Annotated in this window: 24 protein-coding genes and 1 other annotated feature; of the genes, 17 read left to right on the top strand and 7 right to left on the bottom strand. The window is 44.2% G+C overall.

All coding sequences use genetic code 11. The features are described 5' to 3' along the window. Positions 1–11: 11 nt before the first annotated feature. On the bottom strand, positions 12–827 hold the full coding sequence (locus DW015_RS00345) for an AAA family ATPase (RefSeq protein ID WP_117903387.1): 816 nt from the start codon (positions 825–827) through the stop codon (positions 12–14). Positions 828–1,210: 383 nt separating this feature from the next. Here DW015_RS00345 and DW015_RS00350 point away from each other — a divergent pair, with 383 nt between their 5' ends. Together DW015_RS00350 and DW015_RS00355 are read left to right on the top strand one after the other, a co-directional pair. Beyond that, on the top strand, positions 1,211–2,164 hold the full coding sequence (locus tag DW015_RS00350) for a GTP-binding protein (RefSeq protein ID WP_117903389.1): 954 nt from the start codon (positions 1,211–1,213) through the stop codon (positions 2,162–2,164). A 345-nt stretch (positions 2,165–2,509) separates the two neighbouring features. Then, a complete protein-coding gene (locus DW015_RS00355; RefSeq protein ID WP_181979801.1) occupies positions 2,510–3,166 on the top strand; it encodes an HD domain-containing protein in 657 nt (218 codons plus the stop codon). A 314-nt stretch (positions 3,167–3,480) separates the two neighbouring features. Here the strand turns inward: DW015_RS00355 and DW015_RS00360 are convergent, their stop codons facing one another. Beyond that, on the bottom strand, positions 3,481–6,021 hold the full coding sequence (locus DW015_RS00360) for a GH25 family lysozyme (protein WP_181979802.1): 2,541 nt from the start codon (positions 6,019–6,021) through the stop codon (positions 3,481–3,483). A 339-nt stretch (positions 6,022–6,360) separates the two neighbouring features. On the opposite strand from DW015_RS00360, the gene ypeB reads away from it, so the two are divergent. The 10 genes from ypeB (at position 6,361) to DW015_RS00410 (ending at position 17,144) form a co-directional block, all read left to right on the top strand. Next, positions 6,361–7,692, top strand: coding sequence for a germination protein YpeB (gene ypeB / locus DW015_RS00365; protein WP_117903394.1), 1,332 nt, complete (start codon positions 6,361–6,363; stop codon positions 7,690–7,692). A gap of 16 nt (positions 7,693–7,708) precedes the next feature. Beyond that, a complete protein-coding gene (gene rbr, locus DW015_RS00370; protein ID WP_117903396.1) occupies positions 7,709–8,320 on the top strand; it encodes a rubrerythrin in 612 nt (203 codons plus the stop codon). Between the two features lie 188 nt (positions 8,321–8,508). Beyond that, positions 8,509–9,639 carry a cysteine desulfurase family protein gene (locus DW015_RS00375; protein ID WP_117903397.1) on the top strand — a complete coding sequence of 377 codons (1,131 nt, stop codon included), beginning with the start codon at positions 8,509–8,511 and terminating at the stop codon, positions 9,637–9,639. Positions 9,640–9,757: 118 nt separating this feature from the next. After that, the gene (gene thiI / locus DW015_RS00380; protein WP_117903399.1) at positions 9,758–10,933 is read left to right on the top strand and encodes a tRNA uracil 4-sulfurtransferase ThiI; all 1,176 of its coding nucleotides are present in this window, start codon (positions 9,758–9,760) and stop codon (positions 10,931–10,933) included. Positions 10,934–11,285: 352 nt separating this feature from the next. Next, positions 11,286–11,825, top strand: a complete 540-nt coding sequence (locus DW015_RS00385) for a CinA family protein (protein WP_117903401.1) — start codon at positions 11,286–11,288, stop codon at positions 11,823–11,825. Between the two features lie 5 nt (positions 11,826–11,830). Beyond that, on the top strand, positions 11,831–12,901 hold the full coding sequence (locus tag DW015_RS00390) for a class B sortase (RefSeq protein ID WP_117903403.1): 1,071 nt from the start codon (positions 11,831–11,833) through the stop codon (positions 12,899–12,901). A gap of 109 nt (positions 12,902–13,010) precedes the next feature. Further along, positions 13,011–14,111, top strand: a complete 1,101-nt coding sequence (locus DW015_RS00395) for a cell wall hydrolase (protein WP_117903596.1) — start codon at positions 13,011–13,013, stop codon at positions 14,109–14,111. 201 nt (positions 14,112–14,312) lie between these two features. Then, positions 14,313–15,746, top strand: a complete 1,434-nt coding sequence (locus tag DW015_RS00400) for a SpoIID/LytB domain-containing protein (RefSeq protein WP_117903404.1) — start codon at positions 14,313–14,315, stop codon at positions 15,744–15,746. Between the two features lie 18 nt (positions 15,747–15,764). Further along, entirely contained in the window at positions 15,765–16,460 is a 696-nt protein-coding gene (locus DW015_RS00405; RefSeq protein WP_117903406.1) for a zinc-ribbon domain-containing protein, read from the top strand. Between the two features lie 78 nt (positions 16,461–16,538). Continuing rightward, the gene (locus DW015_RS00410) at positions 16,539–17,144 is read left to right on the top strand and encodes a Maf family protein (protein WP_181979803.1); all 606 of its coding nucleotides are present in this window, start codon (positions 16,539–16,541) and stop codon (positions 17,142–17,144) included. On the opposite strand, the gene DW015_RS00415 is transcribed toward DW015_RS00410, so the two are convergent. Beyond that, positions 17,132–17,842 carry a DUF421 domain-containing protein gene (locus tag DW015_RS00415; protein WP_117903408.1) on the bottom strand — a complete coding sequence of 237 codons (711 nt, stop codon included), beginning with the start codon at positions 17,840–17,842 and terminating at the stop codon, positions 17,132–17,134. The genes DW015_RS00410 and DW015_RS00415 overlap by 13 nt on opposite strands. 71 nt (positions 17,843–17,913) lie before the next feature. On the opposite strand from DW015_RS00415, the gene DW015_RS00420 reads away from it, so the two are divergent. The 5 genes from DW015_RS00420 to DW015_RS00440 all read left to right on the top strand — a co-directional run bounded on the left by DW015_RS00420 (position 17,914) and on the right by DW015_RS00440 (position 22,020). Continuing rightward, positions 17,914–18,153: a hypothetical protein gene (locus DW015_RS00420; RefSeq protein WP_117903410.1), complete on the top strand. Its 240-nt coding sequence runs from the start codon at positions 17,914–17,916 to the stop codon at positions 18,151–18,153. 14 nt (positions 18,154–18,167) lie between these two features. Beyond that, positions 18,168–18,473: a hypothetical protein gene (locus DW015_RS00425; protein ID WP_117892052.1), complete on the top strand. Its 306-nt coding sequence runs from the start codon at positions 18,168–18,170 to the stop codon at positions 18,471–18,473. 269 nt (positions 18,474–18,742) lie between these two features. Beyond that, positions 18,743–18,967: a binding site (T-box leader), on the top strand. A gap of 47 nt (positions 18,968–19,014) precedes the next feature. Beyond that, a complete protein-coding gene (gene ilvA / locus DW015_RS00430) occupies positions 19,015–20,217 on the top strand; it encodes a threonine ammonia-lyase (RefSeq protein ID WP_022287623.1) in 1,203 nt (400 codons plus the stop codon). A 23-nt stretch (positions 20,218–20,240) separates the two neighbouring features. Then, positions 20,241–20,615 (top strand): RidA family protein, encoded by a 375-nt coding sequence (locus tag DW015_RS00435; protein WP_117903411.1) that lies wholly within the window; start codon positions 20,241–20,243, stop codon positions 20,613–20,615. 166 nt (positions 20,616–20,781) lie between these two features. Next, positions 20,782–22,020 (top strand): chloride channel protein, encoded by a 1,239-nt coding sequence (locus DW015_RS00440; RefSeq protein ID WP_117903413.1) that lies wholly within the window; start codon positions 20,782–20,784, stop codon positions 22,018–22,020. Positions 22,021–22,049: 29 nt separating this feature from the next. Here DW015_RS00440 and ybaK read toward each other — a convergent pair whose 3' ends face one another. The 4 genes from ybaK to DW015_RS00460 form a co-directional block, all read right to left on the bottom strand. Next, positions 22,050–22,538: a Cys-tRNA(Pro) deacylase gene (gene ybaK, locus DW015_RS00445; protein WP_022287626.1), complete on the bottom strand. Its 489-nt coding sequence runs from the start codon at positions 22,536–22,538 to the stop codon at positions 22,050–22,052. A gap of 29 nt (positions 22,539–22,567) precedes the next feature. Continuing rightward, positions 22,568–23,170 (bottom strand): cytidylate kinase-like family protein, encoded by a 603-nt coding sequence (locus DW015_RS00450; RefSeq protein WP_022287627.1) that lies wholly within the window; start codon positions 23,168–23,170, stop codon positions 22,568–22,570. A gap of 215 nt (positions 23,171–23,385) precedes the next feature. Next, positions 23,386–24,015 carry a cytidylate kinase-like family protein gene (locus DW015_RS00455; RefSeq protein ID WP_022287628.1) on the bottom strand — a complete coding sequence of 210 codons (630 nt, stop codon included), beginning with the start codon at positions 24,013–24,015 and terminating at the stop codon, positions 23,386–23,388. A gap of 214 nt (positions 24,016–24,229) precedes the next feature. Then, positions 24,230–25,645: an ABC transporter substrate-binding protein gene (locus DW015_RS00460; RefSeq protein ID WP_117903414.1), complete on the bottom strand. Its 1,416-nt coding sequence runs from the start codon at positions 25,643–25,645 to the stop codon at positions 24,230–24,232. Between the last annotated feature and the right edge of the window lie 247 nt (positions 25,646–25,892).

A 25,892-nucleotide genomic window follows, 5' to 3' on the forward strand; every position in this document is an offset into this window, starting at 1 on the left:
CTGAAACCTCCTTAGTGTGTCACCGTGACACACTCTATTTTGTCAGCTATTACACGATATTCGTCTGCGAGCATATTCTTGTATTTATTTGTGCTGCTGATTTTATAATTACAAAGAGCGATACCCTCACGGCTGCTGTCCTGAGCTGCCTTTGACTTGCTTATGCTGCCAAGGTATTTATCCTTGAATGCGGCTTTTATTGACTCGATAACTTCGGCTGACATTGTGTTGTTTTTCTCTGTCCATGTTGCGAATACTCCGAGTATTTCAAGGTCAGGGTTGGCGTATTCATGGATATCGTCAATGCTGTCAAGCAAAAGAGGTATTCCGCTCAATGCCATTTCCTGAGCAAGCACAGGTATTAAGACCATATCTGCGGCGGAAAGCGCATTATAGAGCAAGTTGCTCAGTGACGGAGGGCAATCTATGATGATGTAGTCATAGCAGCCGATGTAATTACTAAGGACACGTTTCAGCACCATTTCGCAGCAGCGTGTTCTGCACAGGTCAACTTCAATTCCTGAAAGTGTTATAGTCGCAGGAATATAGTCAATGTTGTTTGGCTCGTTGTGATGAACAGCCGTCTTGAAATCAATGGTTTTCTTATTGATGATAGATGACATAAGCTCAGTGATAGTGATATCGTCAGGGTCATATTCGTACTTCATGCACGATACTGACAAGCTGCTCTGAGGGTCAAGGTCTATCATAAGGACTTTTTTCTCTCGCTGTGCAAGAATAGCGGCAATATTAAATGCCGATGTTGTTTTTGCGACGCCGCCTTTCTGATTTGCAACGGCTACGATTTTTGTTTTTGTGTTCTCCATTTAAAACACCCTTTCTGAAAATGTTTAAGTTCTCCGTATTAAGCACAGAAAAAGCGGCAGGGGAGAACGTCCTGCCGCTCAGGGAGCTACCCTGTCTATGCTTGATGATATGTGTAAATATCATCAAAAAAGCTGCCAAAGAAGTCTTAGCAGCAATTTTCATGATATTTTATTTAACTGAAAGAAAATTTGTGGTTTTATTTTTGGATAGAGTGACTGGCTACGAACCAGTAGGTCGGGGGTTCGAGTCCCTTCTGGCGCACCAGGTCACTTGTAGTGACTGGCATAGCACGTCTTACAAATCGTAAGGCGTGTTTTTTTATTTCTGTCATTGCCAAAGCACTGTCAATGTGGTATAATATGACCATTAGGAGGCATTAACTATGAACACAGAGAAAAAGAAAACCAAGGTAGACCTTGTGACGGGGTTTCTTGGAGCAGGGAAGACCACTTTTATAAAAAAATATGCCCATTATCTTTTGGATAAAGGCTGTAAAATTGGCGTGTTGGAGAATGATTTCGGTGCAGTGAATGTGGATATGCTTCTTTTGCAGGAGCTTTTGGACGAGAATTGCGACCTTGAAATGGTCTCGGCGGCTGATAAGGATTGCCACAGACGGCGTTTTAAGACTAAGCTTATCGCTATGGGTATGCGTGGTCTTGACAGGGTCATTGTGGAGCCGTCAGGTATCTATGAAGCTGACGAGTTCTTTGACGTGCTCAGAGAAGAACCTCTTGATAATTGGTACGAGATAGGAAGCGTTATAACTATTGCAGATGCCTGCCTTGATACCAACTTGTCGGAAGTTTCTGATTATCTTCTTGCTTCTCAGCTTTCGGAAGCAGGCATAGTTCTCATGAGCAGATGTCAGGAAGCCACAAAACAGGAGCTTGAGGATACTCTAAAACACCTTGAAGCCGTGCAGAAAAAGTTCCATTGCCACAGAATGACTAAGCCTGAGATAATAATGAAAGATTGGTCGGAGCTTACAGACGAGGATATGGAAAGGATAGCCAACAGTGGCTATGAGCCTGATTCCCACGAAAAGCTGTGGTTCGACCAAGATAAAGCTTATACCTCTTTGTATTTTATGAATATGAAGCTTCCTGACAATGCTGTGGAAGATGCTGTAAGCAGGCTTATGAGCGACAGCAAGTGCGGAAGGATATTCCGTGTAAAAGGCTTTATGCAAAACGCTGAGGGCAAGTGGCTTGAGCTTAACGCCACCCACAAGAACATCACTGTTAAGCCTATAGAGCGAGGTCAGGCGGTGTTTATCGTCATTGGCGAGGGGCTTGATAAGGAGCATATCGACGGCTATTTTGTGCCTGTATAGTGTCAAAATATTGTAAAATAAATGCGGAATGTATTGTATATGAGCTTGGATAGTGATATGATAATTGCAGGTTATAATTACACATTTTAAAGAGCGGTGCAAGTGTATCTCATGCTGCAATGTACGGTGTAAAATGCCCGTCACGGCGAGTGACTGTAGGGGAGCGGCGCAATTTCTGCTTTGCAGAAATACGACGTCCCGTTCGGAGAGCGACATGGTTTGTATAATCGCAAATTCATGCAGGCGAGCAAATGCGGGCGAACACTGTTCGCCCCTACAATACATTATGTGGACGTAAAAAGCCTTGCGTAGATAAATATAATCATAAACCAACAGGAGAAATCAATGACATACAAAGAGATAAGAAAAAACAAGGAAATAAAAGCATTTATAAAAAGGGCAGGGATAAATCTTACATCTCTGGGTTTTACAGACCATTCAGAGGTGCATACCACTCTTGTGGCAGACAGAGCCGCCGCAATACTTAAAGAGTTCGGCTATGACGAGCATACAATAGAGCTTGCAAAGATCGCAGGATATATGCACGATATCGGCAACGCTGTCAATCGTACACACCATGCAGAGTATGGTGCAATACTTGCAAATGATATTCTCAAAGGTACTGATATGCCCTTAGAGGACAGGGTGACGATAGTTTCCTGCATAGGAAGCCATGACGAATCAACAGGGGGCGCAACAGATCCGGTGTCAGCCGCAGTGATAATAGGGGATAAAACAGACGTGCGAAGAAATCGAGTGTCAAATAAGGACAAGTCCTCTTTTGATATCCATGACAGGGTGAACTATGCGGTAACAGAAGCGAGCTTAAAGATAAATGCTGATAAAAAGGTCATATCCCTTAATTTGCAGATAGACGAAAGTATCTGCACCATGTATGACTATTTTGACATTTTCCTGCAGCGTATGCTTATGTGCAGAGGTGCGGCAGGTGTTCTGGGAGCAAAGTTCAAGCTTACAGCAAATGGAAGCAAAGTATTGTGATTTAACGCACAAACTATGTAGGGGAGCGGCGCAATTTCTGCTTTGCAGAAATACGACGTCCCACTCGGGGCGATATGGTTTGGATTATCCAGAATTTGTGTAGAGCAACATTGCGCGGATAATACAAATGAGATTGCAGACGAAACGTCGAGGGGACGGGCTGTCGAGGGCGCCAGCCCCTACAATAATGTTGTGCGGATATTGAAAATTGTGCAAAAAAGGGACGACCCAAGGTCGCCCCTCATTTTTATTCAGCGGTGCAAATTTGTATCATATCACAATGTATGGCGTAAAATGCCCGTCACGGCGAGTGACTATTTAACCGTCTTTTCAGTATAAGCACCATAATAGTTCACACCATTGTATTTTCTGTATGCCCTTATTCTGAATGTTTTAGTGCCTGACAGATTTTTTGCAGTGTAGCTTTTGCCTGATGTTGTGGTGAGCTTCTTCCAACTGCTTCCTGACTTCACATATATCTCATATCCTGTGGCTTTTGATACCTTGTTCCATGCAAGTGAGATATTGCTTCCCGAACGCTTTGCCGTTGTGACAGTAACGTTTGCAGGGAGTGTGCAGGTGACCACCTGTGCAGGCTTGCTGTATTGCATAACATTGTCGCTTACATAATATGCCTTTACTCTGTATGTGTACATAGTGCCTGATGACTTGCCTGAGTTTGTGTAGTATGGATAAGCAGTGTCACCGAGCTTTTTGTAGCTGTCGGTAGTGCCTATCCACTGATAAACGCTGTAGCCAGATACTCCATTCATGCTTTCCCATGTGATAGTGTTGGAACTTGATGTGTTCACTAATGAAGAAAGCCCCTTTGGTGTGTTTGCAGGACGAATGGTGATGTCCTTTTCAGTGTAGTCACCGTAGTAGTTTATGTAGTTATAATTTCTTATGGCTCTCACTCTGAAACGATAAGCTGTTTTCTGTGAAAGATCGCTTGCAGTGTAGCTCGTTCCCGAAAGGGTGGAGAGAGTTTTCCATGTTCCGTTTGTGTACATCTCTACCTGATAGCCTGTAGCCTTTGATACCTTGTTCCAGTTGAGTGTTATGGAATCAACGTCAGTGGAGCAAAGGGAGAATGATACGTTTGCAGGAAGAGTGCAGGTGGTAAACTCAGAGGAATATGCACCCTCGATACGCTGTCCGTCAACATTGTTGAATGCCCTTACCTTGTATCTGTACATCGTGCCTGAGCTTTTCTTTGAGTTTGTGAACTTTGTGGACGTGGTAGTGCCTATGAGCTTGTAGCTGTCGGTAGTACCTATCCACTGATAGATCTCATAGCCCTCCGCTTTTGTGGAAGCGTTCCATGTTATGGTGTTTGATGTAGAAGTGTTTGAAGTGCTTCTTATGCCTGTTACTGTACTTGGTATGTCAGTGACCTCAGCGTTTACATATGTGTAGCCACCGTTGTAGTATACGCCACTGTAATTTCTTCTCGCCTTTACCCTGAACTTATTAACGCCGTTCTGTGTGATACCATTCACCTTGTATGAAAGGCTTGAAGTTGTGCCGACCTGCTTCCATGCACCGTTCACATAATGCTCCACGATGTAGTCGGTCGCCTTTGAAACTTTGTCCCAGCTAATGGTGACTGAAGTTCCCCTTGCAGAAGCGGATATCTTTGAGATGTTCGCAGGAAGCGTGCAGGTGGTGAAAACATCAGAGTAATCCCCGTAAACACGCTTGCCTGAAGCGTCACTGTAGGCTCTCACCATGTATTTGTACATAGTGCCTGTGGACTTGTTGGAGTTTGTAAAATATGTATTCTTTGTATCCCCTATTTTTTTCTTTTTAGGGTCGCTAGGGCTTGTTCCCTGATATACCTCATATCCTGTTGCGTCAGGAGCGCCGTTCCAGGCAAATGTGTTGGAGGTGGAGGTGTTTGCCACTGAGATAAGGTCGGACACATAAAGCGGAAGCTTGCCCGAATACCATACGTTTACGTCAGTGTAGGCTGAAATGCCTGAAACAGTACCGCTTCCTGAATATTGCCACATATCCATGCGTTGGTCATAATTGGTGTTGCTTGTGTAGTGAGCCAGCCATATAGGATATTTCTTGCCAAGCCCTGCTCCGTCAATGTAGTAGTTTAGCCATGTGTAGTTTGCATAAACGCCTGCACTGTAGCCCGATTTTATGATAGTGTCGCAAAAAGCTGTGCAAAGAGCGGTCTTTTGAGCCTTGGAAAGCCCTGCGCTGTCAAGTCTGCCGGTGTCATAGTCAACAGACTCGATATCGTAATAAACAGGCATTTGCAGAGAATATCCCTTTATCCTGTCAAGAACGAACTTAGCTTCCTCCTGAGCCTCGGCTGTTGTTATCGCCTGAGTGTAGAAGTATACGCCAACTTTAAGCCCTGCCTTGGCAGCTCCGTCAAGATAGGTCTTGAACTTAGGGTCTTCCACAAGTGTTCCTGCACTGCCATAGCCGCGGTAGCCTACTCTTATGATAACAAATTCCACACCGCTGTTTTTGACCTTTTTCCAATCTATGTTGCCCTGATAATAGGAAACGTCAATGCCATAGACCTTTGAAACACCGCTGAATCTGTTTTGATGAGTAAGGCTGTCAGCCCCCCACAGAGCAGACATTGTCATAATGCCATATGGATCGTTGTTTTCAAGATATTTATGATACTCAGGGTCGTCCTCAGTGACAGGCTCTAAAAGACTATCAGCCTCCATATTGCCTGTAGCATATTCAGGCTTTGATACCTGGATATCATTTGAAAGCTCACTTGACGCAATGCTTTCCTCTGCCGCATACACGAATGGAACAGACTGAGCCATTATTGCCGCTGACAAAACCACACCGGTCAGCTTTGGAATAAATTTCATAATTTCCTCCCGTAGAAACGTAGGCAGAGTTAACATTTTTTCTGCCATTTTACACGATAATTTTTACACACCCTTTATTATAGCCCTTTTTCAGCGCATTGTCAAATTTGCATTTATACAAATAAATACAAATAAGTAATTTTAAAGTTAAACAATTACACTTATTTTGAGATTTATGTAATAATAAGTAAATAAAGATGTTCATGATACACAAGATTAGGAAAGAAATTTTGTGTATCATGATATGCCTGAAATGGCACTGCAAGGCACAGTTAATGAGAATAATCAGCATTTTAGCTGGCATAATAATGGAGAAAAAAGAAAAGGAGAGCATCAAAAATGGATATATCAAAGCGAAACGCAGTTAGGATAGTGTCTTTCACAGTGGCTGTCGTGGGTGTGCTTGCGGTGAGAAATATACAACTTATGAGCAGTGAAAAAAGGGCGTTGCGTAGTGTGAGCTACACCTATTCAAGAGCCATGGGCGACCTGTGCGACGCAGTAGAGAACGTTAGCGACACTCTTGAAAAGGAACTTTATGCAGGCTCAGGGAAAATGCACCAGTCACTTGCAGTGAAGCTTTACAGAGAAGCGTCCTCAGCAAAGGCGGCTCTGTCACAGCTTCCCATAGAAGAGTTGCAGCTTGAAAACACCTACAAATTTCTCTCACAGGTAGGAAACTACTCCATGGCAGTGAGCGAGAGGCTCATGAACGGCGAGGAGATAACAGACGAGGAGTATGAGAACATATCCTCGCTCTATGACTTTTCCAAAGAACTTTCCGAGGATATGTGGGAGCTTGAAAGCTCAGTGAACAGCGGTGAGATAGCCCTCACCCAAACAGGTTCACAGCAGAGCGACCCGCCCACAGTGACAGAGGGCTTCTCAGACTTTGAGGGAAGCTTTGAAAGCTATCCAAGCCTTATTTATGACGGCCCATTCTCAGACAATATCATGGAGCGTACCCCTCGCATGACAGCTGAGGCAGAGAACGTTTCACAGACCAAAGCCCTTGAACGCTGTTCCCTGGGGCTTAACATGAACTCCACAGTGTTCACAGATATCTCAGAGGTAGAGGGCAAAATGCCATGCTGGAGATTTTCAAACGAGGATAAGACGGTGGCTTGCGAGGTGACAAAGCAGGGTGGATATATCTCTTATTTCCTCAAAAGCCGTATCAGCGAAAGCACAGAGCTTACAAACGAGCAGGGAGTAAAGGCAGCAGAGGATTTTCTCGATGACCTCGGCATACTGTCCATGAAAACTACCTACTATGAGAATATCGACAACGTTCTCACAGTGAATTTCGCCTACAACGACCTTGACGTGTGCTGTTACACCGACCTTATAAAAGTTTCAGTAGCAATGGACGACGGTGAGATATTAGGCTTTGACGCAAAGGGCTTTTTGGTGAACCACTATGACAGAGATATCCCCGAAGCGGATATATCCCAAAGCCGAGCGAAAGAGAGCGTGTCCCCGCGCCTTGAAATAGTATCAGGCAGGCTTGCACTTATCCCTACCGACGGTTTGGAGGAGAAGCTGTGTTATGAGTTCAGGTGCAGGGCAGAAAACGGCAGGAACGTGCTTGTATATATAAATGCACAGACCGCTGAGGAGGAGCAGATACTCATTCTTGTGGAAAGCAAGTCAGGAACACTGACTGTATAAAGTAGGAGGATAAAAAATGTCAGATTTCAGAAATTCAAAGACAAAGGATAACCTTATGAGAGCCTTTGCAGGGGAAAGTCAGGCAAGAAACCGCTACACAATGGCGGAGGAAAAAGCAAGACAGCAGAAGCTTTATGTGCTTGCCGACCTGTTCAAGTTCACAGCCAATCAGGAGAAAGTTCACGCAAAGATATTCTATGAGCATCTCAAAGAGCTGTCAGGGGAGAGCGTGTTTGTTGACGGAGGTTATCCTGTGGATATTTCGGAGGATATGTGTACCTTGCTTGGTATGGCAGACCATAACGAGCGTCAGGAATCAGATGATGTTTACCCTGCGTTTGCTGAGGCCGCAAGGCAGGAGGGCTATGGAAAGATAGCGCAGGACTTTACGAATATCGCCAAGATAGAGAATGTTCACGGCAAGCGTTTTGCGGCATTTGGCAAGCTTATGAAAGAGGGAAAGCTGTTCTCTTCCTCCCAGTCTGAAACGTGGGTATGCTTGAACTGCGGTTATATCGTGGAGGGCACGCAAGCCCCTGAGAGGTGTCCTGTTTGCGGAGAAGCGCAGGGATATTATATCAGGCTTTCAATGGCTTCGTGGGGAAGTAATTGTAACTGTGATAAATAGTGCTCTGTGCGGTACGGCTGTGAGGCTGTGCCGCATTGTGCTGTATAAAAATGTGCAAAAAATAAAATACATCGCCGCAGGCGATACCATAATTCCTCATTCCTCACTTTCCCGATTTATTTGCATTATTCACAATTATATGTTATAATAAAAATGATTGCGATAAAACATGAAAGGACTTGTGATAATTGATATATCTTGATAATGCCGCCACCACAAAACCTTGTGATGAAGCTAAAGCGGCTGTAATGAAAGGCTTGGAGGTCTTCGGAAACCCCTCTTCTCTGCACAGAGCAGGTCTTGACGCTGAGCTTCTTGTTTCTGACGCTCGTGAAGCCATTGCCGACGCTCTCGGTGTTACCCCTGATGAGGTCTATTTCACCTCAGGTGCGACAGAAAGCAACAATACCGCTATTTTCGGGGTTTACAAGGCTCACGGAAAACGTAAAAAGCGTGTTGTCATATCCTCTGTTGAACACCCTGCTGTGAAAAATCCTGCCCAGGAGCTTGAAGATATGGGCTGTGAGGTCATAAGGATATCCCCTGATGAGAACGGCGAGATAAATGCCCGTGATATTTTTGCCGCTGTGAACGAGGACACTTTCCTTGTTAGCTGTATGCTTGTGAACAACGAAAACGGCTACATACTCCCTGTGGAAAAGGCTTTTTCTATGATAAAGAAAAAATATCCTCAGGTGATTACTCATTGCGACTGCGTTCAGGGATTTATGAAAATTCCTGTGAAAGCCAAAAAGCTGAATGCCGATATGATATCTCTCAGCGGTCATAAAATATATGCTCCAAAGGGCATCGGTGCGCTGTATGTGAAAAAGGGCATTCATATACCGCCTTTTATGCTTGGGGGAGGACAGGAAAAAGGCTTTCGTTCGGGTACTGAGTCAGTGCCGCTCATATGCGGTTTCGGTGCGGCGGTGAAAAAGCTTGCTCCAAACGTTTCGGAAAACTTTGAAAAAGCCGCACAGGTGCAGTCATATCTCATAGAAAAGTGTAACGAAAACGGCGATGTTTTCGTAAATTCACGAAAAGGCGGCTCGCCTTATGTCACAAGCATTGCGGTCAATGGGTTAAAGTCCGAAGTGCTTCTCCACTATCTTGAAAAGCGTGAGATATATGTTTCAAGCGGCTCAGCCTGCTCAAAGGGCAAGAAAAGCTCTGTGCTAAAAGAGTTCAGATATCCCGAGCAGAGCCTTGACTCCACTATCAGGATAAGCTTTAGCATCGACACCACAAAGGCCGATATCGACGCTCTTATGGAGGGCATAAAGTCTGCGCAGAATGACCTGTGCAAGGTAAGGTAAAACACGCAAACAAATGTTTTGTACTATTTATAAAGGGGAACGGCGAAAAAGGTCGCTTTTGACAGGTTTTTGACGAGGACTTTTTTTGTGCAGTTTTCGTAAAGAAAGGATAAAATTTATGAAAGAAATCATTCTCTGCAAATATGGCGAGATAGCTCTGAAAGGTCTTAACAAATCAAGCTTCGAGAGCATGATGACAAAGAGCGTAAAAAGAAGACTTAAAAGCTGCGGACAGTTCAGCGTATCAAAGGCGCAGTCCACATTGTATGTTGAGCCACTTGATGATGACAGCGATGTTGACATGGCGGTGGAAAAGCTGTCGAAAATTTTCGGCATCGTTAAGCTCTGTCGCTGCTGCGTTTTGGAAAAGGATATGGACGAGATACTCACAAAGTCACTTGACTATATCGAGGACGAAATGGAAACTGCGAGAACTTTCAAGGTGGACGCAAAGCGTTCAGATAAGAAGTTCCCATTCAAGTCCCCTGAGATATGTATAGAAATGGGCGGAAAGATACTTGAAAGATTTCCGCACCTTAAAGTTGACGTTCACGATCCTGACGTCGTGGTAACAGTGGAGATAAGAGAAACGAACGCTTATGTTCACGCAGGCTCTATCGAGGGCGCTGGCGGAATACCTGTCGGCTCAAGCGGAAAGGCAATGCTTCTTCTCTCAGGCGGTATAGATTCGCCTGTTGCAGGCTATATGATGGCAAAGCGTGGTGCGATAATATCCGCTATCCACTTTGAAGCTCCACCGTATACTTCCGACAGAGCGAAGATGAAAGTTGAAAAGCTTGCTAAGATAATCACTGCTTACTGCGGTGATATAAACTTCTTCTGCGTGCCTTTTACGGAGATCCAGGAGCTTCTGAGAGATAACTGCCCTGAGGAGCTTTTCACTATCCTGATGAGAAGACTTATGATGGAGATAGCTCAGAGGATATGCGAAAAGGAGGATATCCAAGCCCTTGTCACAGGTGAGAGCCTTGGTCAGGTAGCGAGCCAGACTATGTATGCAATGGTCTGCACAGACGCCGTTTGCCGTATGCCTGTATTCAGACCATGCGTTGGTATGGACAAATCTGAGATAGTGGAGATAGCAAGAAAGATAGATACTTTTGATACCTCTATCCTCCCTTATGAGGATTGCTGTACAGTTTTCACGCCAAAGCACCCTAAGACAAGACCAAATCTTGCAGACGTTGAAGCCGCTCAGAACGCTTTCGATTGGGAGCCTTATATCCGGAAAGCTATCGAGGGAACAAAGCCTTATCTTATCAGAAACGCATAGCGTATTTTCATGGCGTACACCCGTTGCATGGTGTCTGTGAAAAGGTTACAAACGGGTTAAAACTGTAACAGCTTGTAGCTTAATTGTACGCTTTTTTGTACCCGAATATTGTGTCTTTCCATGGTGAAAAATGCCGAAAAGCCCCGAATTTTCAGGGCTTTTCTTTGCGCCCAAAAGGGTGCCAGATGGGCTTGCTAATAATGAAAAATCAGTAATTTGGTAACAAAAGTGTAACATTTGCTTGCAGAATTTGCTATTAACATTGGTTTTTGAAAATCGTCGAATTAACAAAATGGACAAAAAGAGCCAATTTTTTATGTGCAATATATAACTAAAAGGGGTGATTATTACTATGAAATTTGCTGAAGGTGACAAAGTGGTTACAGATAGTATTGACATAGTTACAAAAAGTGTAGTAAAATATATGATAAAGAGCGGTCGGAAGCTGTGTACTGCGGAAAGCTGTACAGGCGGAATGATAAGCCAGATGATCACTTCCGTTTCGGGAGCGTCGGAAATGTTCCTCGGCGGTGCTTGTACCTATACCGAGGAAATAAAGATGAAGCTTCTGAACGTGAAAAAGGAAACGCTGGAGCGATATACTGTTTATTCTGAGCAGACAGCCAGTGAGATGAGCAAGGGTGCGCTGAAGCTTTTCGGTGCAGATTGTGCAGTGGCTGTTACCGGTATAGCAGGACCAGGCGGCGGTTCTCAGGAAAAGCCTGTGGGAACTGTGTATGTTTCAGTGAGAAGTCGTCAGAAAGAAATAGTCAGACGGCTTGAGCTTTATAAAGAATATGAGAATTTGGACAGAAGAAAGATCCGTATGCTTACAACAGAAACAGCACTGAGAATGGTGCTTGAGCTGTATGAACAAAAGGCGGAGGCTTGAAATAAATGTCAATGGCTAATGAAACAATGAATCTGTCCGAAAAGGACGATACAAACTTTTTTGTAAGAGTAGTAAGATATTTTATCCCGTGGAAGGGCGACGGAGCAGGAGAAGTGTTCAGAAAGATAGTGTTCATGTTCTCTATCGTGCTTTTCTGTGTTTCTCTTAATGAGCTTTCTGATTTCCTGAAAGCCGACGAGCAGGATCAGAGCTATATTCAGGAGATCGTAAATTACGAGCCTGACTTTAGCGATAACGTTGACCTGAGCAAGAATAACGGCTCAGACGATATTGACGTTTCTGACCCTGAGGCTTCAACGAAGGACAGAGAAGTTCAGGAATGGGCTAAGAAGCTTCTGAAAAGGAACAAGGACGTCGTAGGCTGGATAAAGATCCCCGGCTTTAAAAATTCCGCAGGTGATGAATATATAAACTTCCCTGTTCTTAAAGGCAAGGATAATGAATATTATCTTTACAAGAATATAGACAAGCAGTATTACGAATCGGGAAGCATTTATGCAGACGCTTGGTCTACCATAAATAAGGACGGGCAGTCTGACAATATCACGATATATGGTCATAACATGAGGTATGTGGGAACTTCCTTTACTCACCTTACTGAGTATAAAAAGGGAGTGGATTTTCTTAAGAAATATCCTGTTATCGAGTTCAATACTATCTATGACAGCAACTGTAAGTATGTTATCGTAGGTGCGTTCGTGACGGGAATACTTGAAAATCAGGACGACGGAAAGCTCTTCAAATACTGGACTACCAGATATTTTGACGACGCTGACTATAAGTTTGACGATTGGATCTCAGAAGTGAGAAAGCGTTCGTGGTATTCAAACGATATCGATTGTACAGCAGACGATAAGTATATATCGCTCTCAACTTGTACAAACGAAACTTCAAATCTCAGGTGGGTCATCGTGGCAAAGAAAATGACGGCTGACGATAACCTGGATCTTATAATAGATTCCTATAAGGACAAGGCAAATAAGGATATTTATTTCCCTAAATGCTGGAGAAACGTATACGGAAACAATAAGAAGTATTTCGGCTGGGATTATTGATGTTTATTACACCAAATCGGTGTAAAATAAATTTTAGCTGACGTCAAGCTCACGGACGGCAGTGAAGACGGTTTGCGTGCAGACGGTCGGAAAGGGTAATGTGATTAAAATGAAGCAGAAAAAAACTGAAGACAGCATAAAGCGAACAGCTAAGCCGTCGGTCAGGAAAGTAGGAACAATGCTGGGCAGCGGTGCGCTGGCAGTGCTGATGATAGGTACAGTAAGTATCTTTGCACTTACAAGCGGCAACAACGAGGCTCAGAAGGACACAAAAGCTGCAATAACCAACACTAAGACCACTTCTGTGACAGAAGCAGAAACTGAGAGAGATGAGACCTATACTTCAATGAACACCGTTACATGGAGAAAAGCGGGTATCAGCGAGTATAAAATGGCACAGGCAGAGTCTGAGACAACAACTTCCGCCAAAGCCACTACAACAAAAAAGACAGAGACTACTAAAAATGCAGCAAAAGAAACAAAGGTCAATAACGTAACAATGGTCGCAACTGAGATCGTGAACGTCAGAGAAAAGGCTGACAAGAACTCAGAGATAGAAGCTATCGTTGCAACAGACGAGGAAGTTATCGTTACGGCTGAAACAAGCGACGGTTGGTATAAGGTTACATACGGCGACTACAGCGGATATGTAATGAAGGACTATCTTAAAAAGGCAGAAGTAACAACAACTTCCTCTGCGAAGTCCGAAACTACAACAGCAGCTAAGAAGTCTGAAACAAAAAAGACTACGACAACAAAGGCTAAGACAACAAAGTCTGAACCAAAAAAGACAGAAACAAAGAAAGCAACAACATCAAGCTCGAACAGTTCTGTTATAAGCTATACAGATGAAGAATTTGATATGCTTTGCTACGTTCTTCAGGGCGAGGTAGGAAACTGCTCAGAGCAGAGCAAGATCGCTGTTGCAAATGTTATTATCAACAGAGTGAAAACAGGCAGATTTGGAAGCTCTATAAGCGACGTTCTTACAGCGCCAAATCAGTTCACTGCAATAAACGGCTATTACAGCGGCAGAAACAAGCCAACTCAGAACACTATTGATTGTGCAAAGAGAGCGCTGAACGGCGAGGATAATTCAAACGGTGCAGTTTATTACTACGCTCCACAGTATTGCGGCGGAAGCACAGCGGCTTGGTTTGAATCACTCACATTCTGCATGGAGCTTGATGGTCAGAGATACTTCAAGTAATATTTGAAGTTTTTGGCTAAAATGCCGATATTGCAGATATAAAATTGTATATTATGCTGAAAAGTCAGGACGAAACTTAGCTTTGTCTTGACTTTTTTTCAGTATTTGATAAACTATTATTTAGGTATGCAGTGAGTATTTTGCTGCCATTGGGAATGTTTTGCGGTGTGACCGCTTGAAGGTAAGGACAGTGTCTTGACGATGAATTTGATGACAAAAAAGATATGTGCAAATGTCTGCGCAGCGGTAATGAGCATAACTGCCGTTGGTATATGCGGTGAGCTGCTGCTGGATAATAAAAGCGTGGGCGCAGAAAAAGCCCCTGCGGTGCAGGTCAAAAACGTTGAAGCTCAAAGCGTTAAGACCACTGCCGCTACTGAGGTCTATGACTTTGTGAAGTTCAAAAAGTCCTCTGTGGATAAGTATGATATGTCTTATGTTCAGCAGAAAAAGCAGGCAAAGACCACAAAGAAAAAGGCTTCAGCCAGTGAGTTTACTGTGGAAATGCCTGAGGATAAGGGCGAGTATTACGATATAAAGAACGACCCTGCTAACTTTACAGATACAAGAAGCGTCGCTGATGAGTATTATACTGTCAACGATATAATCTCAGGAAATATCGTCACTCTTAATGGCCATGAACTGCTCTGTCAGATAGTCAACAGCGAGATAGGCGGCGAGTGGGGCGAGGAAGCCATAAAGGCGCAGGCCGTGGCGGCTTATACATGGGTCAGATTTAACGATTCTATCGGTGCTATACCTACGGTGGGGCTTAAAAGCGGATATTCTTCAAAGATAGAAAGATGTGTAAATGCCGTTGAGGGTCAGACTGTTATGTATAACGGCAATATCATAAATGCAGTTTATTCTGCTTCAACAGCAGGTTATTCTACCACCAGCGAGGATATATGGGGCGTTTCTTACCCGTACCTCAAGCGTGTAAAGAGCGAGTTTGACGATAAAGATCCTAACTGGGGCATTGAAGCTACATATACAAAAGACGAGGTCAAGGAGCGTATCGAGAGCCAAACTGATATAAAGCTTTCCGACGACGTGAAGAACTGGTTTAAAATAGACTCTGCTTTCAGCGGGAAGTATATAAGCGGAGTGACTATCGACGGTCATACGAGCTGTACCTATGATGGCAGTGAAGCTAGGATAACAGGTATCACGCTCTGCAACCTCTTTGATGTGAAATCGAACGCCATGGAGATAAGCTATAAGGACGGTGTGTTCACTTTCAAGTCCTATGGCTGGGGTCACGGCGTTGGAATGTCGCAGTGGGGCGCTTGCTATTATGCCGAGGCTGGCTATACATACGATCAGATACTTACTCACTATTATGTGAATTGCTATCTTGGTCTGTCGGCTGTAAATGACAAAGCTGTAAAGAGAGGTCAGATGTCGCAGGACGAGATAGATAAGGAGATAAAGGATTCGGAGATAGTTGACGAAGGCGGAAACGCTTCAGGCGACAGCAAAAAGGACAGCGAGCCTGCACAGACTCAGCCGACCGAGAACGGCACTGTTACCACCGCTCCTGCTACAGAAGCACCTGATACTACAACAACTTCGCCTGACGTTCAGCCTGAGGACAATACCGCCATAGAGCAAAATACAGAAGAAATATTATAACCGAAAGGGAGAATAAAAATGGGATTTTTTTCACCTAAGAATACACCTGAAAATGCAGTAAAGGCACAAATAGACGCAAAGCTTGCCTTTATAAACGATAAGTATACCGAGATAGGCAGATTTGTCAAGCTCAGAATGGCTGACAAGATAGAAGAGCCGGAGGTGAAAAACCTTATTGCTCAGATAGACGCAACTCTTGAAGAACTGAAAAATCTTAATGAACAGCTTCTTACCATCAGAGGAATGAAACTTTGTTCCGGCTGTGGCCACGAGATACCAGTGAATATGGCGTTCTGCCCTAACTGCGGAACAAAACAGCCTGAAATGGCTCAGCCTGTTTATCAGCAGCCTGCTCAGGGCGGTGCAGTTCCAATGGGCGCACAGCCTGTTATACAAAACAGTCAGGGCTATCATAATCACCCTGTTTCACCTGCTTATACTCAGCCACAGGCTAATCCTGTTTATGGCGATCCTGCTCAGCAGAATGTTCAGACAGCCGCTCCTATCCCTGAGCCTGCTGTGGCACAGACTGCTGCACCTATCCCACAGCCTGAAACAGCACCTCAGCCTGCACCAATGCCACAGCCTGCTCCGGTGATAGCAGAAGCTCCGGTGCAAGAGCCTGCAAACAGCAGTTTTGTGTTCTGCTCTCAGTGCGGCCATAAAGAGCCGGCAGGCGTTAAGTTCTGCTCAGAGTGCGGAATGAAGTTGTAATAAAAAACTAAGGCAGCGCAGGATAATAAGTGCGTTGCCTTTTTGAGTAAGAAGTAAAAGAAGTAAAGGAAGATCTTTATGTCAGTGAATATTTCAAGCGAGCTTATGGATTATGATGTTATACTTGCTTCAGCGTCGCCAAGAAGAAAAGAACTGCTGTCATTGATGTGTGAGAATTTCAGGGTTATCCCCTCTGATTGTGACGAAAAAATACCAGAGGACGTTACACCGGAGCTTGCCCCTGAGTATCTTTCAGGGATAAAGTGCAGATGTATCGCTTCGGTCTATGACCTGAGCGTTGTTATCGGCTGTGACACTGTTGTAATATGCGATGGGGAAGTTCTCGGTAAGCCTGTGGACGAAGCTGACGCCATAAGAATGTTAAAAATGCTGTCAGGCAAGACTCATCATGTTGTAACAGGCGTTACCATCGGCAGAGGCTGTCGTTACAGTAGCTTTTCCGCCACCACCGCAGTGACTTTCAGAGAGCTTTGCGACCAGGAGATAAAAGCCTATGTGAAAAGCGGCGAGCCTATGGATAAGGCGGGGGCTTACGGCATACAAGGGCTTGGAGCACTTCTTGTGGAAAAGATAGACGGAGACTTTTATAACGTTGTTGGTCTGCCTGTGAGCAGGCTTGCAGAGGAGCTGCACGAGTTTTTGAAGAAGGTTCAGTCGAAGTAGATCTTCTTGTTGCTCTCCTGAGTTTTCGGGAACACTGTCACCTTGTCGTTTCCGTCAACTATGCAGAGAAAGACCTTGTCAGGTGATGAACAGCCTTGCTTTCTTATTTCGTTGGTGAGCCATTTTATCTCCTTGCCTGCGTATTTCAGGTTGTCCTCCATAATAACGCCGTCAAGGATAAGGTCGGTGCAGAGCTTTTCGTCCTGCTTCGCATAACCTAAGTCTTTCGGAGTGATAGGTGCTTCTGTGGCACGTTCCATGAAAGAGATAGTGCCGTTGGTTTCCAGAATAGCGTAGTATATCTTCGAGATGTCGAAATAGCCTGATGTTCTCGCCCTTGAAAGCAGGTCGTTCACATCAAGCTTGGCGGTCTTAAGGTTTTCGGGATATATTTTGCCTTTTTCAATAAGCAGGATAGGCTTGCCCGAAAGAAAATGCCGGCAGTGGATAGACTTCATCGTAAGCACAGACAACAGAAAGCCTGTCAGTCCGTAAAGCACCATTGCGATAACAGGCACGATAAGCTCGTCCATTTCCTGCGAAACAGCCATTTCAGAGGCGATAGAGCCTATGGTGATGCCGTTGATGTAGTCAAAAAGCGTGAGCTGTGATATCTGCTTGTTGCCAAGAAGCTTTGATATGGCGAACATAACGATTATAGAGCCAACTGTGGCAAGTATGGTGTGAGTGATGTTCATAGGCGTGACCCCTTTCAGAATATGCCCTTATTATCTGCATATGCGAACGTATTATTCTTCTGACGCATATTATGACAGAGAAACGTTGTGAGCAGGAAAGGGCGGTATCAGTGGAAAACTGGGGATCGTGCTGCGGTCAGCAGCTTAATATAATGGCTGCGGCATTTGCAAATTATCTTGGCGAGGGTTTGAGCGTTGACCAGCTTGGGCTGCTGTCAGCCTTTTTGCAGTCGGTGGGCGAGTCGCTTGACGTTATCGCCTCCGCAAGGCAGCTTTGTGCAGGAAATGATAATAATATAGCAGATAATTGATACAGGAGCGTAAAATGGGATTTTTTAAGAGAAATAAGGGTACGCCCTTGAAAGAGCTTGAACGCTATCATGGAAAACGAGTTTCCTATGTGGTGGAGCGTGAGGGCGCAGAGGAAAATGTTATCGGAAGAACAGGCGGAATATCTGTTGATAGTGAAAAGCTTGTGGTGGTGTGTGACGGACACGAAGTTTTCAGGTGCAGTACCGACGGCATAGTCTGCGCTGAGCTTATGAGCCACAACGGAGCGGATATAAAAGGCAGGGATATGACCACAGGGAAGCTTCGTCATATCGTTGTGCATTACGCAAACAAAAGGTGATATTTTTGCAAATGCACTCTCTTTGCACATAATTCTATCACATTGCAGTGGTAATATTATTACAGTCGGAAAGGAAAGACCGACAGTTAAAAAGACTTCATGATTGTTTTCTTCATATATTTTTTCTATACTTCCTTAATTGATAAAAACCTGCACACCTGTGTGGGTTTTTATTTTTGTATAATATCTTAGGAAGTCTTAGAGAAAAATTCATTTTATTGCTGTTGACAATTCATATTTATGGTGCTATAATGATTGTATTGAATATCATAAAGGCTGTGACGAGAAAGGTGACGGTGCGAATACTTCGCAGAGAGCGGACGTTTGGTGAAAGTCCGCAGGGATAACGCCGTCAGGATCATCTCTGAGCTGATCCGCCTAAGCAGATGTGTTAAGCGGATACGGTTTCTTACCGTTAGAAAGAGATATGAGTGGCAGGCTTATGGTCTGCAATCAGAGTGGTAACACGGAGATATTATGTCTTCGCCTCTAGTCGGGCGGGGGCTTTTTTTATTACATAGAAAAAAAGAGGTTGTTTTTTATGCTTACATTGGATAAGGTTTTTGACGCTTCAAACGTGCTTAAAGAGGTCATCAGACCAACAGCGTGTATCCATGCGCCAAAGGTAAACCCTGATTGTGATGTTTATCTGAAAACAGAAAATCTTCAGGTAACAGGTTCTTTCAAGGTAAGAGGAGCTTATTATAAGATATCACAGCTTTCAGACGAGGAAAAGTCACACGGTGTTATCGCCTGCTCAGCAGGAAACCACGCACAGGGCGTTGCTCTTGCCGCAACAAAAAACGGTATAAAATCTATAATCTGCCTGCCTGACGGCGCACCTATCTCAAAGGTAGAGGCAACAAAGGGCTATGGCGCTGAGGTATGTCTTGTGCCCGGCGTTTATGATGACGCTTATGCAAAGGCTATCGAGCTTCGTGACGCTAACGGCTATACATTCATTCACCCGTTCGATGACGAGAATGTTATCGCAGGTCAGGGAACTATCGGTCTGGAGATACTAAGTCAGGTGGCTGACGCAGACGTTATCGTTGTTCCTGTTGGCGGCGGCGGACTTATCTCAGGCGTTGCGTTCACTGTAAAACAGCTCAAGCCAAGCGTTAGAGTATACGGCGTTCAGGCTGAAGGCGCACCTTCAATGGTAAATTCACTTAAAGACGGCAAGATAGAGTGCCTTGAAAGCGTTCATACTATCGCAGACGGAATCAAGGTAAAAGAGCCCGGCGAGCATACCTTCGAGTATTGCAGCAAGTATGTTGACGGCGTTGTTACAGTTTCAGACGACGAGATATCATCAGCTATCCTCCACCTTATCGAGAAGCAAAAGCTCGTTTCAGAGGGCGCAGGCGCAACACCTGTTGCCGCAGTAATGTTTAATAAGATACCTGACATAAAGGGCAAAAAGGTAGTTTGCCTTGTATCAGGCGGTAATATCGACGTAACTATCCTTTCAAGAGTTATCAAGAGAGGTCTGCTCAAGTCTGGCAGATCTGATACTCTTACTATCCAGCTTGAGGACAGACCTGGTCAGCTTAGAGATGTTTCAGAGATAATTTCAAAGCTTGGCGGAAACGTTGTTTCTGTTCACCACGAGAGAGCAAGCGAGGACAGTGATATCACAGATTGCCTGCTTAGACTTGTTCTTGAAACAAGAAACTTTGATCATATCAGAGAGATAAGACAGGCTCTTACAGCCGCAGGCTTTAAGATAGTCAATAAGTAATTTTAAGACAGGAGTAGATGAAAATGGCAGAAGTTGTTTACACAAAGAACGCACCGGACGCAATCGGTCCATATTCACAGGCAATGAAGGTAGGAAACCTTGTTTTCACATCGGGTCAGATAGCAATAAATCCAGCAACAGGCAATGTTGAGGCAACAACTATCGAGGAGCAGACACATCAGGTTTGCAAGAACCTCACAAACGTTCTTGAAGCCGCAGGAACATCTATCGGCAAGGCTGTAAAGACAGTATGCTTTTTGAAGAATATGTCTGATTTTGCAGCTTTCAACGGAGTTTACGGCGAGTATTTCACATCAAAGCCTGCACGTTCATGCGTTGCCGCAAAAGAGCTTCCAAAGGACGTTCTCGTTGAGGTAGAGGTAATCGCTGAGGTATAATTTAGCATATTATCTTGTAGTGGAACGGCTAAATTTCTGTTTCACAGAAATGCGACGTCCCATTATTGTGGAGCTGTATTTCAAGTATTTCGGGCGGCATATGTCGCCCGTTGTTTTTCTGTAAAAAGGGGTGAGGAAAATAAGCAGTGAGTTTATAAAAAGCAAAATGCGGACGGTGAAAAAATTCTCCATAGCCTTTGCAAAGTGGGTCTTTATCGCCTGCGCAGTGGGTGTAATAGGGGGAATAGTCGGCTCGCTGTTCCATATGGCGGTAAACTTTGCCACAGGCTTCCGTGAGGGTCATAGCTGGACTTTGTATCTTATGCCGTTGGCAGGTCTGTTTATAATTTTCAGCTATCGTGTCTGCAAGGTGGACGAGGAGACCGGTACAAATCTTATCATAAGCTCTGTTCGTGGAAACATCAAAGTGCCGCTGCTTATGGCGCCTCTTATCTTTCTGGGCACCGTACTCACCCACCTTACGGGCGGTTCGGCAGGACGTGAGGGTGCGGCTTTGCAGCTTGGCGGAAGCATTGGCGCAAAGGCAGGCGAGCTTTTAAAGCTTGACGAAAAAGACTCCAGCCTTGTGATAATGTGCGGAATGAGTGCTGTGTTTGCCGCACTTTTCGGCACGCCTTTGACTGCGACTTTTTTCGCTATGGAAGTAATAAGCGTGGGCGTTATATACTATGTGGGTCTTGTGCCTTGCATAGCTTCCTCTCTTATCGCATATAAAATATCGCTGTTGGCAGGGCTTGCGCCAACAAAGTTCAACATAACAGGCATACCAAGGCTTTCCCTTGTGTCTGTGACCCAGATAGCGGCGCTTGCGGCTCTTTGTGCGGTAATATCCATACTCCTTTGCATGGTAATGGAGTTTTCACATTCAAGATTTCAGATGTATCTGCCTAACACTTATCTCAGGATAGCTGTAGGTGGCGTTGTGATTATTGCATTGACTTTGCTTGTAGGTACAAGGGATTACAACGGAGCAGGCGTAGACGTTATCGTGGCGGCTTTAGAGAAAGGTAAGGCGCACCCGGAAGCCTTTGCCCTGAAAATGCTTTTCACCGCCATAACTATAAATACAGGCTTCAAGGGCGGTGAGATAGTCCCGACCTTCTTTATCGGAGCAACTTTCGGCTGTACAGCCGCAGGCTTTTTGGGGCTTGACCCATCATTCGGTGCGGCTATAGGTCTTGTGGCACTTTTCTGTGGCGTTGTGAACTGTCCTGTGGCTTCCATACTTCTCAGCTATGAGCTTTTCGGTGGAAGCGGGCTTGTGCTTTTTGCGGTCGCCTGCGGGGTAAGCTATATGCTTTCGGGCTATTACGGACTTTATTCCAGCCAGAAAATAATGTACTCAAAGACAAAGCCCGAATATATCAACATAAATGCAAAATAAAAGAGAGCCAAGCGGCTCTCTTTTTTTGTCTATTCACTCATTGTTATGCTCTCAAATTTACCCCTTGTGACCTTGATAAGGTCTTTCGGAGAAAGCATTATCTGCGACCCGATACGTCCGCCGCTTATGATTATCTCCTCAAACTGCTCCGCAGAGCTGTCAACTACCGTCATGTACTGTTTTTTCATACCGAGAGGTGTACAGCCACCACGAATGTAGCCCGTAACAGAGTTTATATCCTTCACATGGAGCATCTCCACCGACTTTTCGCCCACAGACTTAGCCGCCTTTTTCATGTCAAGCTCCTCTGCGATAGGGATAGCGAAAACATAGTAATTTCCGCTTTTACCCACTGTCACAAGGGTCTTGAAAGAGCTTTCATATGGCTGACCGAGCATATCTGCAATGTGTATGCCGTCGATAAACTCGTCGCACTCGTATGTGTTGACCTTGTATTTTACCTTATTTCTGTCAAGAATACGCATGGCGTTAGTCTTGACTTCCTTATCCTTTGACATTTTTTATCGCTCCCAATAAAATATTGCCCCTATTTCTCCCTTGAAAGCTTCACAGTGTCAGCAATTATCTCGGCGCACATTTCGTAGCCAAGCCTGCCGCTGTCAAGGCACATATCATAGCTTGAAATATCTCCCCACTTTTTGTTGGTGTTGGAGTTGTAATAGTCGGCACGTTTTTTGTCATACTTTTTGAGCCTTGCTTCCACCTCGTCCTCGGAGATGTTGTGCTTCTCAATTGCGCACTCCTGACGCTTCTCAAAGCTTGCATTAATGAAGACATTCAGCGTCTTGACTTTGTTTTTCAGTATAAAATCTGCACATCTGCCCACGATAACGCAGTTTCCCTTTGAAACAAGCTCCATTATTACTTCTGTTTCGGCGGCGAATATCTTCTCTGTTATAGGATACTCTTTCTCCTTTGAAAACAGATTTATCGGTGTTTTGAGAATGCTCAGAGCGGCTTCCTCGTATTTTTGTATCTCGCTCATTGCAATGCCGCTTTTTTGTGCCGCCATGTCGATTATCTCTCTGTCATAGCATGGGATACCAAGCTTTTCAGCCACAAGCTTACCGATAGTCGAACCGCCTGCGCAATAATGTCTGCCGATAGTGATAACTTTTATTTCAGCCATTTTCTGTTTCTCCTTTTGCAGTTTTTTTTATTTTTTTGACGGACTTCTGCCCTTTTATACAGTATAATATATTTGCTTGTTATTGTCAATAACATATTGGTTACACTTTGTTTAAGCTGGAGTAATAAAACTTCTCATAAAACGGAAAAGGACCGACCCTATGGTCAGCCCTCTTTCGTAGTAAGGAAAGTAAAATGAATTAAAACGAAAAATTCCTATTTATCAGCGTTGGCTTCTTTTATTTCGATATAAGCCTTCATAAGCTTGATAGCACCGTCAACGCCTGTTTTGGACGAGTTGATACAAAGGTCATAGTTCTTTGCTTCGCCCCACTTCATGTCGGTGTAATAATTATAGTATGAAGCTCTCCGCTTATCAGTCTTGCGGATAAAGTCCTCAGCTTTGTTTTTTTCAATATCGTATCTCTCAAGGATACGCTTTTTCTTTTCGGCAGTGTTGCCGGAAATGAAGAAGTCGATAATATTAGGCTCATTTTTCAGAACATAGTCAGCACAACGCCCTACAATAACACAAGGACCCTTCTTTGCAATGTTCTTGATAGTTTCAAACTGAGCCAAGAATATCTTGTGATTCAGCGGCATATCAGGATTGATCCTGCCGTCTGCACTTACAGGGTAATTACCCATGACCAGTGAGAAAAGAAAGCTGTTAGTATAGGACTCATCGTTCTTAACAAAAAGCTCCTGACATATACCGCTCTCTTTTGAAGCCATTTCCAAAAGTTCTTTATCATAGAAAGGTATGCCCAGATCATCAGCAAGCTTCTTGCCTATCTCACGTCCTCCGCTGCCAAATTCACGGCTGATAGTAATAATCGATCTCATAAAACATATCTCCCTTCTTTGATATATTCTTTTTAACGTACATTTATTATAGCATATTTTTTGTGATTTGTACATAAAAATCCGTAAAATTCTTGCACAAATTTATGTATTTTATATTGTGCATTTTGCGTACAAATATATTTAACAAATTCGTGACAAATACAAAGGCAATAAAAAAGCGGGACGAATGAACGTCCCGCTTGAAAATACTGAATTATTCAGCAACGTTAGCGTTTGCTTCCTTGATGATGTAATCAACAGCCTTCTGGTTCTCAGCAACGCACTCTGTCCATGTAGTAGCTCCGCCGCCTGTTATCATTGTAGCCTGGTTTACTGTCTGCATAAGTGTTGAAAGCTCAGCAGATACGCCGTCCTGGAAATCAAATACAGGATTCTGTCTAGCCAGATCGTAAATTGTCTTACGCATCTCGATCATATCGTCTGACCAGCCGTAGTCGTTCTTGAGCTGTTCTTCTGTAATGTTCTGTACCTCAGAGTTTGCAACCTTGCAGCAGTTTACGTACGCATTGAAGCCGTCTGGGTTTGGAGCGTTCTTGCAGAGGAGATAGCCGTTTACGCCTGTAGATACATAGTACTTGTCAGAATCGTCCATTCTTGGCATTGGAACGAACATAACCTCGCCGTCCTTGACGCTTCCGAATGTCTTAGTCTTTTCAGGAGTATCCTCGAGAGCCCATGTGCCGATAGGAATGAACAGTGTGAGCTGTGAACCAAGACCTTCACCGTTAGCTCCGTCACCTCTTGTATTCCAGTTGTTGCTTGATCTGTCGAATACAACGTTGTTCTTCTCAAGGTTGTACATAAGATCCTGAACTGTGCCAACTTCAGCCTTGCCCATGTTGTTTACAAGCTTGCCGTCCTCAAGACCGATAAGTGGATAACCGCAAGTATCGTTAAGAGCCTTGCCGTACCAGTAACCATCAAGAGCATATCTGTCAGCTTCAGAGTCTGCAAAGTCAAGGCACATCTCTGTGAACTTGCTCCATGTCCACTCGTCATTAGCATAAAGCTCAGCAGGATCGTCATAGCCAAAGTCTGATATTGTCTTTGTGTTGTATACACAAACATACTGTGGTCTTACGTCGATAGCAGCTACATAGTGCTTGCCGTTGAATACGAATGAATCGTTAAGTGTCTGTGATGATGACCAGATGTCTGAGCTGAAATCAACTACATCGTCGATAGGCTCGAACATGGCCTTGATAGCACCCTTAGGGAATGCGTCCATGTCATCAGCAGGGAAGAAGTCAGGTGAGTCGTTAGCCATAACTGCCTTAGCAAGATCAGTATATCTGTTGTCCCAAGTTGTCTGAACGTACTCGATCTTTCCACCATACTTAGTCTGGAAAAGTGAGATAGCAGGTGATTCTGACTTACCATCACTAGGGTTGATGTCATAGTGAGCCATCCACTTGATAGTCTTGTTTGAAAGCTCGATGTCAGGGAGCTTATCCTGAAGTGCATTTACCTGCTCCTTCTGATCATCTGTCATAGCCTTAGCTTCCTTCTTGGAAGATGAGCTGTCACTTGATGAGCTGCCGCAAGCAGCCATGCTGCAAGCCAGTGAAAGCGCACAAGCAGCAGCGAAAATTCTCTTTGCCATTTTCATTATAGTAACCTCCTTGATAATAGACGAATGTTCCTTACCCAAAAAACGTTCATCTGTTACGACTGACAAGCGCCGTTACCCGACAATGCTTGCCATAACGCTTATTTTTCGTCCTTACTAATGATAACAAAAAGTTTAAATTTAGTCAATCAGCATTTTGCAATATAAAGCTCAAGCGTTTTTGTTGATTATGACAAAGGTGTGTTGAATTTGTGTGAGTATACGTTTTCAGAAAACGTTTTCGCAA

It is taken from the genome of Ruminococcus sp. AF37-20 (assembly GCF_003460465.1).
GTDB lineage: Bacteria > Bacillota > Clostridia > Oscillospirales > Ruminococcaceae > Hominimerdicola > Hominimerdicola aceti.

Bases quoted from the DNA above. Each gene is read 5' to 3' on its own strand.
- DW015_RS00390 (WP_117903403.1), top strand. From the start codon at position 11,831: ATGTCAATGGCTAATGAAACAATGAATCTGTCCGAAAAGGACGATACA.
- DW015_RS00345 (WP_117903387.1), bottom strand. From the start codon at position 827: ATGGAGAACACAAAAACAAAAATCGTAGCCGTTGCAAATCAGAAAGGC.
- DW015_RS00410 (WP_181979803.1), top strand. From the start codon at position 16,539: ATGTCAGTGAATATTTCAAGCGAGCTTATGGATTATGATGTTATACTT.
- ypeB (WP_117903394.1), top strand. From the start codon at position 6,361: ATGGATATATCAAAGCGAAACGCAGTTAGGATAGTGTCTTTCACAGTG.
- DW015_RS00425 (WP_117892052.1), top strand. From the start codon at position 18,168: ATGGGATTTTTTAAGAGAAATAAGGGTACGCCCTTGAAAGAGCTTGAA.
- ybaK (WP_022287626.1), bottom strand. From the start codon at position 22,538: ATGTCAAAGGATAAGGAAGTCAAGACTAACGCCATGCGTATTCTTGAC.
- DW015_RS00400 (WP_117903404.1), top strand. From the start codon at position 14,313: ATGAATTTGATGACAAAAAAGATATGTGCAAATGTCTGCGCAGCGGTA.
- DW015_RS00395 (WP_117903596.1), top strand. From the start codon at position 13,011: ATGAAGCAGAAAAAAACTGAAGACAGCATAAAGCGAACAGCTAAGCCG.
- rbr (WP_117903396.1), top strand. From the start codon at position 7,709: ATGTCAGATTTCAGAAATTCAAAGACAAAGGATAACCTTATGAGAGCC.
- DW015_RS00405 (WP_117903406.1), top strand. From the start codon at position 15,765: ATGGGATTTTTTTCACCTAAGAATACACCTGAAAATGCAGTAAAGGCA.
- DW015_RS00420 (WP_117903410.1), top strand. From the start codon at position 17,914: ATGACAGAGAAACGTTGTGAGCAGGAAAGGGCGGTATCAGTGGAAAAC.
- DW015_RS00450 (WP_022287627.1), bottom strand. From the start codon at position 23,170: ATGGCTGAAATAAAAGTTATCACTATCGGCAGACATTATTGCGCAGGC.
- DW015_RS00360 (WP_181979802.1), bottom strand. From the start codon at position 6,021: ATGAAATTTATTCCAAAGCTGACCGGTGTGGTTTTGTCAGCGGCAATA.
- DW015_RS00455 (WP_022287628.1), bottom strand. From the start codon at position 24,015: ATGAGATCGATTATTACTATCAGCCGTGAATTTGGCAGCGGAGGACGT.
- DW015_RS00355 (WP_181979801.1), top strand. From the start codon at position 2,510: ATGACATACAAAGAGATAAGAAAAAACAAGGAAATAAAAGCATTTATA.
- thiI (WP_117903399.1), top strand. From the start codon at position 9,758: ATGAAAGAAATCATTCTCTGCAAATATGGCGAGATAGCTCTGAAAGGT.
- DW015_RS00440 (WP_117903413.1), top strand. From the start codon at position 20,782: ATGCGGACGGTGAAAAAATTCTCCATAGCCTTTGCAAAGTGGGTCTTT.
- ilvA (WP_022287623.1), top strand. From the start codon at position 19,015: ATGCTTACATTGGATAAGGTTTTTGACGCTTCAAACGTGCTTAAAGAG.
- DW015_RS00350 (WP_117903389.1), top strand. From the start codon at position 1,211: ATGAACACAGAGAAAAAGAAAACCAAGGTAGACCTTGTGACGGGGTTT.
- DW015_RS00460 (WP_117903414.1), bottom strand. From the start codon at position 25,645: ATGAAAATGGCAAAGAGAATTTTCGCTGCTGCTTGTGCGCTTTCACTG.
- DW015_RS00415 (WP_117903408.1), bottom strand. From the start codon at position 17,842: ATGAACATCACTCACACCATACTTGCCACAGTTGGCTCTATAATCGTT.
- DW015_RS00435 (WP_117903411.1), top strand. From the start codon at position 20,241: ATGGCAGAAGTTGTTTACACAAAGAACGCACCGGACGCAATCGGTCCA.
- DW015_RS00385 (WP_117903401.1), top strand. From the start codon at position 11,286: ATGAAATTTGCTGAAGGTGACAAAGTGGTTACAGATAGTATTGACATA.